This window comes from Mycobacterium sp. 1245852.3 (assembly GCF_001669335.1).
GTDB lineage: Bacteria > Actinomycetota > Actinomycetes > Mycobacteriales > Mycobacteriaceae > Mycobacterium > Mycobacterium europaeum_A.
On record NZ_LZLL01000467.1, the window covers coordinates 1 to 13,888 of the forward strand.

The 13,888-nt window shown below is 67.7% G+C and carries 12 protein-coding genes; 2 read left to right on the forward strand and 10 right to left on the reverse strand.

Annotation, left to right across the window (positions count from 1 at the left end):
- Positions 1-36 precede the first annotated feature (36 nt).
- The gene (locus A9W96_RS20670) at positions 37-444 is read left to right on the forward strand and encodes a F420-dependent biliverdin reductase (RefSeq protein ID WP_067142621.1); all 408 of its coding nucleotides are present in this window, start codon (positions 37-39) and stop codon (positions 442-444) included.
- A 57-nt stretch (positions 445-501) separates the two neighbouring features.
- Here A9W96_RS20670 and A9W96_RS20675 read toward each other — a convergent pair whose 3' ends face one another.
- The 5 genes from A9W96_RS20675 to A9W96_RS20695 all read right to left on the reverse strand — a co-directional run bounded on the left by A9W96_RS20675 (position 502) and on the right by A9W96_RS20695 (position 7,642).
- Positions 502-795: a hypothetical protein gene (locus A9W96_RS20675; protein WP_067142624.1), complete on the reverse strand. Its 294-nt coding sequence runs from the start codon at positions 793-795 to the stop codon at positions 502-504.
- A gap of 114 nt (positions 796-909) precedes the next feature.
- The gene (locus A9W96_RS30670; RefSeq protein WP_082972520.1) at positions 910-1,173 is read right to left on the reverse strand and encodes a hypothetical protein; all 264 of its coding nucleotides are present in this window, start codon (positions 1,171-1,173) and stop codon (positions 910-912) included.
- 11 nt (positions 1,174-1,184) lie between these two features.
- Complete coding sequence (locus A9W96_RS30675; RefSeq protein ID WP_231999764.1) at positions 1,185-4,112, reverse strand: hypothetical protein; 2,928 nt, start codon at positions 4,110-4,112, stop codon at positions 1,185-1,187.
- Positions 4,113-4,201: 89 nt separating this feature from the next.
- The gene (locus tag A9W96_RS20690; protein ID WP_067142633.1) at positions 4,202-6,478 is read right to left on the reverse strand and encodes an alpha/beta hydrolase-fold protein; all 2,277 of its coding nucleotides are present in this window, start codon (positions 6,476-6,478) and stop codon (positions 4,202-4,204) included.
- Positions 6,479-6,514: 36 nt separating this feature from the next.
- Positions 6,515-7,642 carry a Xaa-Pro peptidase family protein gene (locus A9W96_RS20695; RefSeq protein ID WP_067142636.1) on the reverse strand — a complete coding sequence of 376 codons (1,128 nt, stop codon included), beginning with the start codon at positions 7,640-7,642 and terminating at the stop codon, positions 6,515-6,517.
- A 70-nt stretch (positions 7,643-7,712) separates the two neighbouring features.
- Between A9W96_RS20695 and A9W96_RS20700 the strand changes: the two genes are divergently transcribed.
- Entirely contained in the window at positions 7,713-8,666 is a 954-nt protein-coding gene (locus A9W96_RS20700; protein WP_066864660.1) for a 5'-3' exonuclease, read from the forward strand.
- A gap of 12 nt (positions 8,667-8,678) precedes the next feature.
- Here A9W96_RS20700 and A9W96_RS20705 read toward each other — a convergent pair whose 3' ends face one another.
- From A9W96_RS20705 to A9W96_RS20725, 5 genes are all read right to left on the reverse strand, one after another.
- Positions 8,679-9,443: a DUF4333 domain-containing protein gene (locus A9W96_RS20705; protein WP_066864663.1), complete on the reverse strand. Its 765-nt coding sequence runs from the start codon at positions 9,441-9,443 to the stop codon at positions 8,679-8,681.
- A gap of 65 nt (positions 9,444-9,508) precedes the next feature.
- Positions 9,509-12,265, reverse strand: coding sequence for an RNA helicase (locus A9W96_RS20710; protein WP_067142643.1), 2,757 nt, complete (start codon positions 12,263-12,265; stop codon positions 9,509-9,511).
- Positions 12,266-12,284: 19 nt separating this feature from the next.
- Positions 12,285-13,241, reverse strand: a complete 957-nt coding sequence (tatC, locus tag A9W96_RS20715; RefSeq protein ID WP_156765340.1) for a twin-arginine translocase subunit TatC — start codon at positions 13,239-13,241, stop codon at positions 12,285-12,287.
- Positions 13,242-13,287: 46 nt separating this feature from the next.
- Positions 13,288-13,563 (reverse strand): Sec-independent protein translocase subunit TatA, encoded by a 276-nt coding sequence (gene tatA, locus A9W96_RS20720; protein WP_067142640.1) that lies wholly within the window; start codon positions 13,561-13,563, stop codon positions 13,288-13,290.
- A gap of 99 nt (positions 13,564-13,662) precedes the next feature.
- The coding region (locus A9W96_RS20725) for a YafY family protein (RefSeq protein WP_156765341.1) at positions 13,663-13,888 on the reverse strand (226 nt) is incomplete at its 5' end.

Here is a 13,888-nt window from a genome sequence, read left to right on the forward strand (position 1 = left end):
CGGCTGCGATTATCACCTGCGCTAGCGTGGGCGGTGATGGCGAATACCACTACCCGGCTCACCGACGATGCGCTGGCGTTCCTGTCGGAACGGCATCTGGCCATGCTGACCACGCTGCGAGCCGACAATTCGCCGCACGTGGTGGCGGTCGGATTCACCTTCGACCCCAAGACGCACATCGCGCGGGTCATCACCACCGGGGGTTCGCAGAAGGCGGTCAACGCCGATCGCGGCGGGCTGGCCGTGCTCAGCCAGGTGGACGGCGCGCGGTGGCTGTCGCTGGAGGGCCGGTCCAAGGTCAACAACGACCCCGACGCCGTGCGCGACGCCGAGCTGCGATACGCCCAGCGCTACCGCACCCCGCGCCCCAATCCACGACGCGTGGTCATCGAGGTTCAGATCGAGCGGGTGCTCGGGTCGTCGGATCTTTTGGACCGGGGCTAGTAGTTTTGCAGCTCTCCGTTCAGTTTTGCTGCGCTGCGCACCGCTATTGCTTTTCGGTTAACGAAGGTTCCATCCGACGCATCGGCCGATCTCGTGCAGTGCTTCTTCCGATAAGTCCCGATGCTTTTCATGGAAGCGCCGCAGGAGGTCGTTCACGCCCTCGGCTAGCGTCATGTCGCCCCATTCGATTGGGATGCTCGCTGCCTCGTGGACCAGTTCCGAAACGCGCTGCAGTAGCCATTCGGCTTGCGATGGCCCGTATACCTCTCGCAACTTCTGGATGTCGACATGGGGAATAGCGGTACCACCGATAGCTACGACGATTGCGGCGTTGATCGTTGCCGGGTCCATGCTTAGCCACTCCGTCGCTCGAAATCGACGCGTCAATGCTTGTTTCGGACACGAGTCACCGACTTTGGAGACGGTCGGGTGGGTGTCCACTATTCATGAATATTCGACCGACGTTTAAACGGGCGTCCCGCGGTTGTTGCCAGGTTGCTGCAGAAGTAGATCGTCGTGCTCACGCCGACGGCAAGCTTCAATGAAGTCAATTGCCGCTTGCCTGTCGGCTAGGAACTGGCGATATTGATCCGGTGTAAGCTCGTAATATTCTTCGTAGTCGACAATTCCATTGCTTACCGGTATTGACGCGTAGTAACGGCCCGACATTGACTCCACGCCGATCGAGTATCGATCCTCTCGCGAAAAATACGTATCATCAAATCTCATAACATTTCTTTCTACTCAAAGACATCAGTTACAGTGTAGTGGTCTGGCGATATCGAACCACCATCTATGACCGCCTCCGATGAGCCATTAGGTAAGACACCTCCAGGGATCCATTGTTCGTTCGCTCCGGCCTCGTTGCCGGATGGAATCCGCAGATTGAAATCTCCTGGGTCAGCGATATCGATCCTGACAACGTTATTAGAGTCCAAGAATCCTCGAGGTAATCCAAGCTCGTTCTCCATTGCCCGCAAGTCTCCCCCGATGGCTGCTGTCATTGCATCGGCTTCATGGCGGGGCATCACAAATGATGTCCCATCCCGCTGAGCGATACCATATTTCTGTAGATTGCTTTCTGGCATAAATCGGGTTGCGCCATCGCTAAATTTTTGCAGATGACTCTCGATATATTGCGACGACAGATACTCCGAAGGATCAGGACGAGCACCTTTGGGCATGGCTATGATTTCGTCGCGCTTCTCCGCGGTGAGCCCGTCGCCCGACCCATCGTCGCCGTGTGAAGGATTCGTGTCTTCAGGATCATGACCATGCCCGCCCGGATCGTCACCGTCCGGCGTCTTTCCGTCTGGCCGATCTCCCGGCGGACCGCCGTCGCCACCTCCGTCAGGCTTAGCACTATGCGGTGTTTCTCCCGGCGTGTGTCCGCCCGGAGTGCCGCCGTCGCCAGGCCCGTGCCAGCCACCGCCGGGCGTTGGCACTACGGCCGGGTAGCCGTTCGGGAGCGCGGTGTGCGGAGATCCAGGAGCTCCGGGTACCGGCGAGTGGACTTCGAAAGGTGCTGTTCCGCTGGGAGATCCGCCGGGCGGCACTGGCGGCGGGTGGTCAATCGGTTGCGGAAGTGCCGATGGTAAGCGCTCACCAGCAGCGGTCGGCACTGCTGCGGGCGAACCCGCGGCCGGTACGGATGCCGGTTCATGCGGGCCACCGGCCGGCACGGATACCGGCTCACGCGGCTCCTCTGCCGGCACCGCGGTGGGTTCGTGCGGGCCGCCGGATGGCACAGACGCCGGATCGTGCGGACCCCCGGGAGCGGCCGGCGCAGCCGGTGCCGACGAAGGAGCGGGCTCTGCGGCCGGTTCATGCAGCCCACCAGAACCACCCGGCGGAGGGGCCGCAGCCGGCGCAGGCGCAGGGTCATGCAGACCACCCGGGCCGCCTGGCGTCGCAGCGGGAACGGACGCAGGGCCTTGCGGGCCGACGGGACCACCCGGCGGTGCAGAAGGGGCGGGCGACGAATTCGGCTCGTGCGGAACGCCATTGGGACTACTCGAGGGTGGCGGCGAATCACCGGGCGGGCCCGCCTGACCCGGCGAGGTTGCCGCGGGCGTCGACCCCTGGGGTGCGCCGGGAACGCCCTCGGACGGGCGAGGTACCGACTCGACCGGCGGCTCAATCGGCTTGCCGGGTGGCATTGCCACGGGAGTGCCACTTGCCGGAGGCTTGATATCCGGCAAATCCTTACTTACGCCTGCGAGTTTTTGGGGCAGCTCGGCGCTCGCCTTGGTGATGCCGGTCAGCTCACCGCGAGCCCCCGCGATGCCGCTTAGCCCTTCTCCGGTTTTTCCGCCGGCACGCCCCGCAGCGCCAGCGGCCGCCGACTCTTCCTCGGCCCCCCGTGCCGCCGCACCCGCGCCGTCGGCCGCCGCGCCCCCTTCACCGAGGCCGGGCGAGATCAGGGTGCCAAGGTCGAATGCGACTTCACCAGCGCCCAGTCCGGGTCGATCTCTGGTCCAATCCTCGGCATGCACAAGGCCTTTCAACTCCTGCAGCCTCGCATGCGCGAATTCCTCGGGATGAATGGGAGCGTTGAACAAACTCTCCTTCCACGCATTCTTCACCAGACCGGTCCAAGTGGCAGCTGCGCCTTGGGGGTCGACGGCGATCCAATGCGGGCTCAGGTCGGCAAGGCCTAACCCCATGTTGACCGCACCTTTGAGAACGCCCTCCTGGGCATTTATCCCGAACTCGAATGCGGTCGCCACCGGATTGCCGACGTCTTCCCCTAAGAACTTGACGAGCCCGCGGCGCGCGTACTTCTCACAAGTGACGACCTCGCGATCGGCCGCTTCCATAAGCAGCCTGATCCCTTGCACGCCGGCGCGGGCCTCCTGCCCGAGATGCTGCAGCACGTCGTTGATGTCCTTGGCGATTTTTTTGATCTCGTCCCATGCGTCGCCGTCGATAATGAGCATGATGTCGTGGCCGAGGTCGCCCAGGGACCCGAGCCGGTGCAACAGATCCCGAATCGCATGTTGGGAGCGGCCGACTTTGTCGGCGAACTTGTCGATGGCACTGGCCAGCTTGCCGCATTGCGCGCCGATAGTCGCTGCCGCAGAACCTATTTCGTTGAGAGCGTTATCGATCTTGTCACCTTCAGGAAGGTGTTGGATATCCAGCAGTGTCTTAGCCGCGTTGAGAGTCGTCTGCACCCCGTTAGCCGCCGCGGCGAAGCCGCGCCAACGAGACGCGACCGCATGCATACCCGGCACGTCGCCGTCGGGCCACAACTCGAGGACGAGCGACTCCACGATCGCCCATAGCGCCGGTGGCGGCTCTCCGGGCCCCATCGTTCCCGGGGCTTTGGGAGCGGCAAGTTCCTCCGGCGGGGGCGGCGCCGCCAAAATGCTGCCACCGCCGCCTAGCGTCGAGGCCGCCTCCGCCTTCGAATAGTTCGACGCGCCTTGCTGGATAAGAGCACCGCATTTCCCGCACGCATTCACGACGGCAGCCACTGCCTTCAGCAGCGACTCGGCGGTGTCCTGATACGCCAGGCCGAACACCTCGCCGGCGCGATCCACCCCGGTGTGGGCCGAAAAACCCGCCGCCAACACCGTCAGGTTCGCCGCCAGACCACCGCCGGCGGCACCCACGGCACTACCCGCGGCGTACATCGCCTCCGGGTCGACAGCCAAGGGAGCCACGAGCGGAATTTTCGCTCAGGTCCGCCCGTCGCCGCTATTCACCCGATGATCGATTCGCCAAGCTAGCGACAATCACCTAGCGCCACAACTCACCGATCAACAGCCGCTGCGGCCGTCAACGTGATGCGGTGTCGCCCGGGCGAGACCGCGACCGTCGCCCCGGCCGGTTCGCCATCGAGTTGCACGTCGACCGCCGCAGGCAAGCCACCGAGCGTGATCGTGGCGGTGACATCGGTGGCCACCGTGATGGTCGACGTCGGCAACGCCGCCAGCCCGGCTCGCGCGACATCGACTCGTAAACCGGCAACTCCGGTGAGGCGCAACGTCAAATACGGCAGCGGGCCGACCGGTCGTCCCACTTGCCAGTCCAGCTCGCTGTACACCCCGGGCGTCGGCTCGAAGTGCGGGATGACGCCGCGATGGTGCGCAATGGTGTGCGTGGGGTCCGGCCGCGCATACGAGCGGGCATCGACCTCCGCGACGGCCCCGCGCCGCGCGGTCACCTCGGGATCGGCGGCCAGCTCCGACAACCACCACACCTGGTGCGGCCCGATGCCCAGATCGGCGCGCACCAGTTGCGGATACCAGGCGAACGTGATGTGTCCCGGATCCGCTTGGCGCAGAGCGGTTCCCATTTGGGAGATCGGGTCCTCGAACTTGTCCTGGAACACCCAGGCGATGTGATCCTCGAGCGGGTACACGCTGAAGCGGTGCCGGTAACCCAGCCGGTCCAGCTCCAGCACCTGCTCGGCGGCCGAGGCGAACGGCACCAGTTCGTCAAGCAGCCCATGAGCGATGACGTAGGGCAGCCATCGGGCGTTCACCAGCAGCTTCCAGGTGTCACCCTCACGCGCACAGGGCGTATGCGGATCGAGGTCGGCGGGAATGTCGACGTGCGGCAGCAGCCGCACCCCGCACGTCGGCGGGCCGGCCAGCACCACGGCTTGCGAGAACACCTGCGGATAGCTCAGTCCCAGCTTGTATGTCGCATACCCGCCCATCGAATAGCCGGAAATCACAGTGCGATTGGGGTCGGTGCCCAATTGTTCGGCGACTCGCGCCCATACTTCCCAGACGTCGAGTTCGCCGGTGTCGAAGTACCAGGTGGACGGTCCCCGGGCCAGCGGCGTCACCACGACCGAGTCACGGCCCTCGCACACCTGGTGCAGCAGGTGCGGGTCGATCGCGGCGAACTGGCTCTGCCCGAGTGAAAGCGAGTGCAGCAACAGGGTCAGCGGCAGCGTGCGACCCGGTGCGTAGCTCGAGGGCAGGCTGATCGAATACGGCTGCACCCGGCCGAGAAACTGCGGCTTGGTGCTCAAGATGTCGTTGGCGGCCCAACCCTGTTCCAGGCCCTGGCCGAGTTCGACCGACGACACGTACCACCGGGTGGACGGGCCGGTGATCACCTGCTCGGGCGCGGTTTTGCGGGCCGCCAGCTGACCCCACGGCACCGTCACCGCGAACTCGGAGACGTCGCCGTGTGTCAGGGCGGCGGCCTGGGCGGCATCCGACCAGAAGTTCAGGTGCACCGGCTCCTGCTCGTGGGTGCGAAATGCCACGTTGTACACGTTGGGTTGCCCGGGCAGCGCGCCATGCAGGGCGGACACGTCGGCGAAGCCGTCCCCCGCGGCGTTGGCCAGCCCGGCGACCAGGCGGACCGTCCAGCTGCCCGTGGGATCGGCCAGCGACCGCGGGACCTGCGCGAGGAACGAACGCGACTCCATGTCGACGCTGTGCACGACCGGCGTCCTGGCCTGCGTGGTCAGGTCGATCAGCGCGGCGCCGGTGCCCGAAACCAGCAGGGCCATGTCGATGCCCTTCGAACGCACCCCGGCTGCGGCGGGCCAGTGTTCGTCCGCCGTTCGGGCGGGGTCCGTGTCGAAGGTGAACAGCGCGATGGGCACCGACGCGTCCAGCAGGGTGTTCCAGTCGATCCGCCACCAGGTGTGGGTCTCGGTGAGCCCAATGGCGACGCGGAAGATGTCGGCGCCGTTGCCGGCCGCGGGGCCGTCGGGATAGACGTAGGTTCCGCGCGGCGGCGCCTGGATCTTCAGGTCGCCGATCGGGACACCCGTCGCGCCGTGGTCGTCGTAGAGGAAGTCGGTCCAGAACAGGGCGCCGCCGGCTAGCCGCCCGGCGCCGCACGTGCGCGGGAACTCCTCGCCGAACGGCCAACCCGCGGGCGACGGAAGTGCGGGCTCGGGGCGCCGCGCCGCCGGCGGCACGCCCTCGGGCATCCCGTCGACCACGACCAGCTCGGCCGGCGGCGCCGGAGCCGGCGCGGGTGCCTTGGGGTGCAAGACCGCGTCGGCGACGTGGCGTGCGATGCGAATCGGAAGCAGCGGGAGATCCAGAATTGACATCACGCCCCAACCTACGCGGACCCGGTGACGCGTCGGTCAGGCCACCGGAACCACGATCAGTTCGTGCGGCCGGTTGTTGACGGCCAGGGCGCCCTCGGGGGTGACGACGACGATGTCCTCGATCCGAGCGCCCCAACGGCCCGGGAAATAGATGCCCGGCTCGATCGAGAAGGCCATGCCCTCGGCCAGGGGCAGATCGTTTCCGGCGACGATGTAGGGCTCTTCGTGCACCGACAACCCGATGCCGTGCCCGGTGCGGTGCACGAAGTACTCGGCCAGCCCTTCGGCGGCCAGCACGTCACGGGCGGCGGCGTCGACCTGCTCGGCCGTCACCCCCGGACGCACCGCGTCATACGCGGCGCGCTGGGCGCGTTGCAGCACCGAATACTGTTGCGCGACTTCGGGATCGGGCTCACCGATGCTGTAGGTGCGCGTGGAGTCGGAGTTGTAGCCCGGTTCGTACGCGCCACCGATGTCGACGACGACGATGTCACCGACCTGCAGTTCGCGATCCGAATATCCGTGGTGCGGGTCGGCGCCGTGCGGCCCGGACCCGACGATGATGAACGCGACCTCCGAATGCCCTTCGGCCACAATGGCATCCGCGATGTCGGCGGCCACGTCGGCCTCGGTGCGACCAGGGACCAGGAACTCCGGCACCCGGGCGTGCACCCGATCGATGGCGGCGCCGGCCTTGCGAAGCGCGTCCACTTCGCATTCCTCCTTGACCATCCGCAGCGTGCGCAACACGTCGGTGGCCAGCACCGGCAGCACCCCGAGCACTTCGGCCAGCGGCAGCAGGTGCAACGCCGGCATGGCATCGGTGACGGCGGTCGCGGCGGGGACACCGCCCAACGCGAAGCCCACCAGATCGTAGGGATTGTCGCCGTCGACCCAATCCCGCACCGCCAGGCCGAGTTCGGCGATGGCCGATTCCTTCAGCGAGGCCAGCTCGAGACGCGGCACCACCACCGTCGGCTCGCCCGAGGCGGGCAACACCAGCGCGGTGAACCGCTCCAGGGTCTGTGCGCGCGACCCGACGAGGTAGCGCAGGTCATAGCCCGGTGTGATCACCAGCCCGGCCAGGCCCGCATTGGCGGCCGCCACCGCGGCGGCCGCCAGCCGGCGTTCATACACTGCTGCGTCGAAGCGGTGAGACTCCATGGCAGTCAGGCTAACCCCCGCCTGCCGACCGTCGACTCGGTGCGCGGATTGGCGTGAGACGATAACCCGCATGCGACCACTCGTGCTGCTCGACGGCGCCAGCATGTGGTTCCGCTCGTACTTCGGGGTGCCGTCCTCGATCACCGCGCCCGACGGCCGGCCCGTCAACGCCGTTCGGGGGTTCATCGACTCCATGGCCGTGGTGATCACCCAGCAGCGGCCCAGCCGGCTGGCCGTCTGCCTCGACCTCGATTGGCGTCCCCAGTTCCGGGTGGACCTCGTCCCGTCCTACAAGGCCCACCGCGTGGCCGTGGAGGATCCGCAGGACGAGCCGGACGTCGAGGAGGTCCCCGACGACCTGACGCCCCAGATCGACATGATCGCCGAACTCCTTGACGCATACGGGATTCCGACGGCCGGCGCCGAGGGCTACGAGGCCGACGACGTGCTGGGCACTCTGGCGGCCCGGGAACGTAAGGACCCGGTGGTGGTGGTCAGCGGCGACCGCGACCTGCTGCAGGTGGTGTCGGACGATCCCGTCCCGGTCCGGGTGCTCTACCTCGGCCGCGGGCTGAGCAAGGCCACGTTGTTCGGGCCCGCCGAGGTGGCCGAACACTACGGCGTACCGGTGGATCGCGCCGGCCCCGCCTATGCCGAACTCGCGTTGCTGCGCGGCGATCCGTCCGACGGCCTGCCCGGGGTGCCCGGCGTCGGCGAGAAGACCGCGGCGACGCTGCTGGCCCAGCACGGCTCGCTGCAGCGGATCCTGGCCGCCGCCCAGGACCCGAAGTCCAAGATGGCCAAGGGCATCCGCACCAAATTGCTCGGGGCGCTGGATTACATCGAGGCGGCCGGCAAGGTGGTGCGGGTGGCGACCGACGCGCCCGTCACCTTCTCGACGTCCACCGACGAAATACCGTTGGTCGCCGCCCATCCGCGACGCACCGCCGAACTGGCGACCGAGCTGGGCGTCGGCTCGTCGGTCGCCCGCCTGCAAAAGGCGCTGGACGGGCTGCCGAACTGATCGGCCCGGCGGCTACTGCGGCCGGCCGACCTCGTAGGTGCCCTTGTTGTCCTGGAAGGTCACCGTGACGTGCTTGGGCGCGCCGTCGATGCTGACGTCGCAGTCGAACGTGGCGCCCTTCTTGACGGTGGGGTTCTGGCCGTGGTTGCACTTGACGTTCTGGACGTTCTTCGCGCCGTAGCCGTTGGTTTCGTCGCTGAGCACCTGCTGGACCCCAGCCTGCGCCTTGTTGACGTCCAGCTTGGTGGTGACAAAGAACCCGGGCTGCCAGAAACCCAGCACCAGCACCACCGCGATGAGCAGAAACGCGATCGCGCCGCCGACACCGGCGATGAGGCCGACGGGCCGCTTCTTGCCGGGCTGCTCATATCCGGGGTACTGCTGCGGGTACTGGCCCGGCTGGCCGTACTGGCCGGGTTGGGGATACTGACCCGGCTGGCCATACTGCCCCGGCTGCGGATACTGGCCGGGTTGGCCGTACTGGCCCGGCTGGGCGTATTGCCCGGGCTGGGCGTATTGGCCGGGCTGACCGTACTGCCCCGGTTGCGCATAGCCCGGCTGCTGCTGGGGATACTGCTGCGGATAGGCCTGTTCCGCCGGCTGCTGATACTGCGGGTAGTCGGCGGGCGGGGTGTAGGCCGGGGCCTGCCACGACGTCTCCTGGTTCGACTGCTCCTGCCAGGTGGGTGCCACCTGAGTCGGCTCTGACGAGTGATCGCTACCTTGACCTTGACCGGGCGGCTGCCACTGCTGGTCCGATCCCTGCGGTCCGCTCATCTTTCTCCCTCAGCCCTTGTGTCTTGGCATGCACTATCGCCGCTTAACGGTAGCTCCGGCCTAGCCTACCCGGCGTCAACTGCGACGACGCCGCGCCGAATGTCGTTGATAGCCCGCTTGGCGGTGGCCCGTAGCTCGGGGTCCGGGGCGGCGTTGCGGACCTGGTCCAGCAGGTCGAGCGCCTGGCGGCACCAGCGCACGAAATCCCCCGCCAGCAGCGGCGACCCCGTGCCGGCCGGGTCGGCGGCCGCCAGCGCCGCCGCCAGGTCGCCGGTGCGGGCCCAGCGGTAGATGACGTTGACGAAGCCGTCGTCGGGCTCGCGACTCGGGGCGATCCGGTGCGTTTGCTCATCGGCGCGCAGCGCCATCGACAGCCTCGAGGTCTGCTGCAGCGCTTGGCGCACTTGCTGGGTGGGCGCGTCGGCCGCAAAACCCGCCCCCGGCCCCTCGCCGCCCCGGGTTTCGTACAGGACCGACGAGACCACCGCCGCGAGTTCGGCGGGCTTGAGCCCCGACCACGCGCCGGTGCGCAGGCATTCGGCCACCAGCAGGTCGCTTTCGCTGTAGATGCGCGCCAGCAGCCGGCCGTCGTCGGTGACGCGCGGATCGCCGTCGCGCCCCTCGATGAAGCCGCGCTCGGTGAGCAACCCGACGATCCGGTCGAAGGTCCGGGCCAGCGAATTGGTGGCCGCCGCAACCTTTTTCTCCAACTGCGCGTTGTCGCGCTCGATCCGCAGATAGCGCTCGGCCTGCCTGACCTGTTCCTCCACACCGGCCGTGTTGTGCGCCGGGTGCCGGCGCAGCGCGTCGCGCAGCGACGCCAACTCGGGATCATGAAATTCACCATCGGAATCCCCCCGGCCGCCGCGGCGCCGGGCCGGGATGGTCAGCCCGGCGGCGGCCGATCGCAGCGCCGACGCCAGGTCACGCCGGACCCGGGGCTGCCGGTGTTCGACCCGCTTGGGCAGCGACATCGAACCGACCGGCGCCGACACACCCGAATAGTCGGCCGAGGAAATCCTTCCGGCCCAACGGTTTTCGGTGAGCACCAGCGGTCGCGGGTCGGTGCTGTCGCGGGCCGATTCCAGCACCACGGCCAGGCCGCCGCGCCGGCCATGGGTGATGTTGATGATGTCGCCGCGGCGCAGCGCGGCCAGCGCATCGCTGGCGGCCTGCCGCCGTTGCAGCCGGGACGCCCGGGACTGCGCGCGCTCCATCTCGCCGATGCGGGCACGCATCCGGGCGTATTCGAGGATCGGCGCCTTGGGTCCGCCGATCTGGGCGGCGATCTCGTCGAGCATCGCGGTGCCGCGCTCGATGCCGCGGACCAGCCCGACGACCGAGCGGTCGGCCTGATACTGCGCAAACGACTGCTCCAGCAACCGGTGTGCCTGCTCGGGGCCCATCTGCTGGACCAGGTTGATGGTCATGTTGTACGACGGGGCGAACGAGCTGCGCAGCGGGAAGGTGCGGGTGGAGGCCAGCCCGGCCACCGCGGCGGGCTCGGTGGTCTCCTCGGTGGGATTCCACAGCACCACCGCGTGGCCCTCGACGTCGATGCCGCGCCGCCCGGCGCGGCCGGTGAGCTGGGTGTACTCCCCCGGCGTCAGCGCCACGTGCTGCTCGCCGTTGAACTTCACCAGCCGTTCGAGTACCACCGTGCGGGCGGGCATGTTGATCCCGAGCGCCAGGGTCTCGGTGGCGAACACCGCCCTGACCAGTCCGGCGGTGAACAGTTCTTCGACCGTATGGCGGAAGACCGGCAGCATGCCGGCGTGGTGGGCCGCCAGGCCGCGCAGCAGCCCCTCGCGCCACTCGTAGTAGCCGAGCACGCCCAGATCGGCGTCGGCGAGGTCGCCGCAGCGGTGCTCGATCACCTCGGCGATCTGCGCGCGTTCCTCCTGGGTGGTCAGCTGCAGGGGCGAGCGCAGGCACTGCTGGACGGCGGCGTCACAGCCGGCCCGGGAGAACACGAACGTGATCGCCGGCAGCAGCCCTTCGGAGTCCAGGGTGGCGATCACGTCCGGCCGTGTCGGCGTCCGGTAGAAGCGCGGCCGCGACGGCCGGCCCGTGCCCCGGCGACGCGGCTGCCAGTCGGTCATGCGGTCCGCCTCGCGGCGGTGCGAGATGTGGCGCAGCAGTTCGGGATTGACGCGAGGTTGACGGTCCGCGGCCGGTTTCTCGTTGTCGTAGTCGAACAGGTCCAGCAGGCGCTTGCCCACCAACACGTGCTGCCACAGCGGCACCGGCCGATGCTCGTCGACCACGACCGTCGTATCGCCGCGCACGGTCTGGATCCAGCCGCCGAATTCCTCGGCGTTGCTCACCGTCGCCGAGAGGCTGACCACCCGCACCTCGTCGGGCAGGTGCAGGATCACCTCCTCCCACACCGGGCCCCGCATCCGGTCGGCCAGGAAATGCACCTCGTCCATCACCACATACGAAAGCCCATGCAGCGCAGGCGAATCGGCGTAGAGCATGTTGCGCAGCACTTCGGTGGTCATGACGACCACGGGCGCGTCGGCGTTCACCGACATGTCCCCGGTGAGCAGGCCGATGCGGTCGCGGCCGTAGCGCGCCGTGAGGTCGGTGTGCTTCTGGTTGCTCAGCGCTTTCAGCGGCGTGGTGTAGAAGCACTTACCGCCGGATGCCAGCGCCAGGTGCACGGCGAATTCGCCGACCACCGTCTTGCCGGCGCCGGTCGGCGCGCAGACCAGCACGCCGTGGCCTCGTTCGAGCGCCGCGCACGCCCGATGCTGAAAGCCATCCAGCGCGAAGGGCAGATCGGCGGTGAACCGGGTGAGCTCCACCAGCTCCGCCAGGTCGGAGGGCGGCGACGGATCAGGTGACATCGTCGTGTTGCCCGGCGGACAGCGACGGCTCGGGTATCGCGCTGGGCGGTTCGATCACCGATGCTTCGTCGTCGGGAATCACGGCCTGCGCTTCACGCTTGGCCTTGCGCCTGTCGTGCAGCCGAGCGATCTGAATGGCGAACTCCAGGAGGACCGAGAGCGCCAACCCGAGGGCGGTCATCGAGAACGGGTCGGATCCGGGCGTGAAGACCGCGGCGAACGCGAACATCGCGAAGATCAGGCCGCGCCGCCACGCCTTGAGCCGCTCATAGGTCAGCATCCCGATGGTGTTGAGCATGACGATGAGCAACGGGAATTCGAAGCTGACGCCGAAGACCACCAGCAGGTTGATCAGGAAGCCGAAATACCGGTCGCCGGATAGCGCGGTGACCTGGACATCGCTGCCGACGGTCAGCAAAAAGCCGAGCGCCTTGGCCAGTACGAAGTAGGCCAGCACCGCGCCGACGACGAACAGCACCACGGCGGGGATCACGAACGCGATCGCGAAGCGGCGTTCCTTCTGGTAGAGCCCGGGCGTGATGAACGCCCAGAGCTGGTAGAACCACACCGGGCAGGCCAGCACCACTCCCGCCGTCAGCCCGACCTTGAGCCGCAGCATGAACTGGTCGAACGGCGCGGTGGCCAGCAGCCGGCATTGGCCGCCTGCGCTGATCTCGGCGCGCGCCGACTGCGGCAGCGAACAGTAGGGATGGCGCAGCCACTCACCGAGGCTTTCCAGGCCGAAGATCGAATGCGAGTACCAGACGAACCCGAAAATCGTGGTCAGCAGTATCGCGGCCAGCGAAATCAGCAGCCGGGTCCGCAACTCGGTCAGGTGATCGACCAGCGACATGGTCGCGTCCGGGTTGGTTCGGCTGCGCCGGTTACGCGGGTTGAGGCGCCTCAGCAGGCCGGAAGTGCGCGCTGAAACCTTGAAGACTTTCACGATGCTCGGTCAGTGGCGCTCGGGCAGCGCGCGACGATGGTGACGGCTATGCCGGACGTGCTTCGCTGTGCCCCTGCTCGCTGGGCGCCGGCGCGTCGACCCGCTGCGACTGCACCGGCTGGGGGGCGGCCGGCGGGGCCGACGGGGTTTCCAGGGACGGCGCTTCCGCCTTGTTCTCGGTCTGCATCTCGCGCAGTTCGGACTTGAAGATCCGCATCGACTTACCCAACGAACGCGCAGCGTCGGGGAGCTTCTTGGCACCGAACAGCAAGATCACCACGACCGCGAGGATCGCCCAGTGCCACGGACTAAGACTGCCCACTTTGATTACCTCCAGACGTTCACCCGATGCTACCGCAGCGGGGCCGGGTGGCGGCGGGCCCGCGCCGCGCCGCGGTGGACCATCTCGCCTGGACTTTTGTCAGTTCATGGCGTCGTAGGCGGTCAGGGCGGCCGCCGCCGTATCGCGCACCCGCCGCGCCAGCGACGCGGGTGCCAGCACCTGGACGTCGGGGCCGAAGCCCAGCACCAGCCGCGTCATCCAATCCTCGGAGGCATAGGTCATCACCGCCTCGCAGGATCCGTCCGGCAGCTCGCGCACGTCGCGCATCGGGTAGTACTCGAACATCCAGGACGCCGCCGGGGCC

Coding starts and splice junctions, on each gene's coding strand:
- A9W96_RS20670 (WP_067142621.1), top strand. CDS start 37: ATGGCGAATACCACTACCCGGCTCACCGACGATGCGCTGGCGTTCCTG.
- A9W96_RS20675 (WP_067142624.1), bottom strand. CDS start 795: ATGGACCCGGCAACGATCAACGCCGCAATCGTCGTAGCTATCGGTGGT.
- A9W96_RS30670 (WP_082972520.1), bottom strand. CDS start 1,173: ATGAGATTTGATGATACGTATTTTTCGCGAGAGGATCGATACTCGATC.
- A9W96_RS20690 (WP_067142633.1), bottom strand. CDS start 6,478: ATGTCAATTCTGGATCTCCCGCTGCTTCCGATTCGCATCGCACGCCAC.
- A9W96_RS20695 (WP_067142636.1), bottom strand. CDS start 7,642: ATGGAGTCTCACCGCTTCGACGCAGCAGTGTATGAACGCCGGCTGGCG.
- A9W96_RS20700 (WP_066864660.1), top strand. CDS start 7,713: ATGCGACCACTCGTGCTGCTCGACGGCGCCAGCATGTGGTTCCGCTCG.
- A9W96_RS20705 (WP_066864663.1), bottom strand. CDS start 9,443: ATGAGCGGACCGCAGGGATCGGACCAGCAGTGGCAGCCGCCCGGTCAA.